Below are 2,343 nucleotides of genomic sequence, written 5' to 3'. Positions count from 1 at the left end.
TTGAGCGTGACGTAATTCCAATCCGAATACGGACGCGTGGGTACCGGATATTGACCTCGCCAACCCGCGTGGAAATACATCGAGCGATCATCCCAGTTCCAGTCTCCGGTTTTGACGACCAACTGGGCATCCACCGTCGCTCCACTGAGGTTTAGTAGCGAGACCTTGCCGCTATTTTGATAAGGCATCACCCAGCGACACGTCATTGTCCCGTCTTCAGCTACGGTGTTGGACCAACCTTGCACCGGATTCAATCCGATACCCGACCCGAAAAAATCTCCGATCGGGCACCAGACGGTTTCTTTGCCGTCGAACTCTGCCTTGAGCACCACCTGACGCGTAATCTTGGGATCCTCATAGCTGCCCAGCTTGACCGACAATTCCCGTATCGCAGCCGTGCCTGTGGGAAGGTCTAGTGACTGCTCGCCTTGAGATTCGATCGTCGAGGAAGTCGTCAAAACTTTCGGAGCGGCGGATGCACGAGACTCGTGACGCGTTTCGCTACCGGGTTTCAAAAGCAGCTTGCCCGTCTTTTCAGTTAGCTCTTTCGCCGCCTGAAAGTCCTCCATCGTAAAGGTCTTGATCGGAGTGCCTTGGTCGTATTCGCGAAAAGTGAACTGAAAAAAGAACGGCATTTGATCCGTGGTCACTTTGCAGCTTTTCGCATAGGGAATCGGAAAAAAACTCACCGCCGATCGCAGGGACGGATGCGCGAAGGGATACGGAATCACTCCACTGCCATCAAACATGCTTAGCATGTTCCCCTCCAGCACAGGTTCATCTGCGCCGTCGAGATAAATTCGCAAGTTGATATCGGTGCTTGCGTTTGAGTGACCACGCCAAGGCATCCAGGTGCGCACGATCGCACCCGGCCCCTCGTGGTCCATCAAGACCCATTCCTTGCGTCCGTTGTTTTCTTCGACACGAACAAAACATTTGTCCTTGTCGCTTGTGTTGTTGTCCTTGTTATTGAACCAGCCTTTGGGGTCATCGGGGGTGGTGGATGCTCGGTTGTAACTGCTGTGCTGTTTCAGTCGAAAATCGTTTTCTGGATAACGCGCCACCGCATCACGATCGACCATTTCTTGCAACAGTGACTCGATGGAAACAGGCTCTTGCGATTGAGCAGCCAGAGTCGATAACGCCATGACGGCACTGATGAAATAGGCGAATTTTGAGATCATATGCATCGTCTTGGTGTGTAAAAGCAAATGTGGGGACAATCGAGTGAAACCTGTTTGTGAAGACATGATTCCAAAGTGCCTTCTAGATCCCATCCCAGCTGAAACTTTTGCCCTTGGCGAGAACCGGCTCGCGAGTTTCGTTGCCGTAGCGGACCTTCAATGGATTTCCATTGAGCGAACGAATCGTTGCCTTCGTCAGCTGGCCATCCTTCCACTGCATGTCGACTTCAAAGCCGCCGCGAGCACGTAGGCCCTTTACGGAGCCTTCCTTCCATACGCTTGGCAAAGCAGGCAAGAGGTGCACTTCGCCGTCATGACTTTGCAAAAGCATTTCTGCGATCGCTGCCGTACCGCCGAAGTTGCCGTCAATCTGGAACGGCGGATGCGTGTCAAATAGGTTGGTCAGCGTCATTTTGCTCAACAGATTGCTTAACAACTTATGAGCGCGGTCGCCGTTATGAAAACGGGCCCAAAAGTTCACCTTCCAAGCCATGGACCACCCCTTACCGCCATCCCCACGTGCTTCCAGTGATTTCCGCGCAGCTTCATACAACTCGGGTGTCGCGTTCTTCGTGATCTGCTTGCCCGGATGAAGTCCATACAGATGCGAGGTGTGGCGATGATGTGGATCTTTTTCGTTGTAGTCTTCAATCCACTCCTGCAAGCGACCTGTCTTGGGACTGATCTGCAGTGGCTGCAGTTTGGCTAAAGCCGTTTCAAGCTGGTCACGGAACTCTTTGTCAAAATTGCCCGTCGGATCGATCGCCTGATTTGCTTCAAGCAGACCGGTAAACAGGTCGTGAATGATTTGCAGGTCCATTGTGGACGCGTAGGTGAACACCGACTCGGTTCCGTCCGCTTTGATGAACGCGTTCTCAGGCGAGTGAGATGGATTGGTGACCAATCGACCGGCCGCGGGTGTGCCTGTGGGGGCCTCGATCAAAAAATCCAGAATGAATTCTGCGGCGCCCTTCATCATCGGATACGCCCGCTCGGTCAAGAACTGTTTGTCACCATTAAAGCGGTAGTGCTCCATCAGCCCGCGGCTCGCCCAGGCCGCGCCCATCGGCCAAATGCCGTGCACGCCGTCGGCCGGCGCCGTCATGCCGAAAATGTCCGAGAGGTGATGCAGCGTCCAGCCGTCCGCGCCGTAGTGCAC

General features: G+C 53.9%; 2 protein-coding genes. Both read right to left on the bottom strand.

The window, feature by feature from the left end:
• Positions 1-1,190: DUF2961 domain-containing protein (locus ABX962_RS34840; RefSeq protein WP_372726258.1), on the bottom strand; the 1,190-nt coding region annotated here is incomplete at its 3' end.
• Positions 1,191-1,266: 76 nt separating this feature from the next.
• The coding region (locus ABX962_RS34835; RefSeq protein ID WP_372726257.1) for a glycoside hydrolase family 95-like protein at positions 1,267-2,343 on the bottom strand (1,077 nt) is incomplete at its 5' end.

It is taken from the genome of Novipirellula sp., assembly GCF_041583735.1.
GTDB lineage: Bacteria > Planctomycetota > Planctomycetia > Pirellulales > Pirellulaceae > Novipirellula.
The sequence above is the reverse complement of the archived record's forward strand: the minus strand, read 5'-3'. Positions and strand labels throughout refer to the sequence as shown.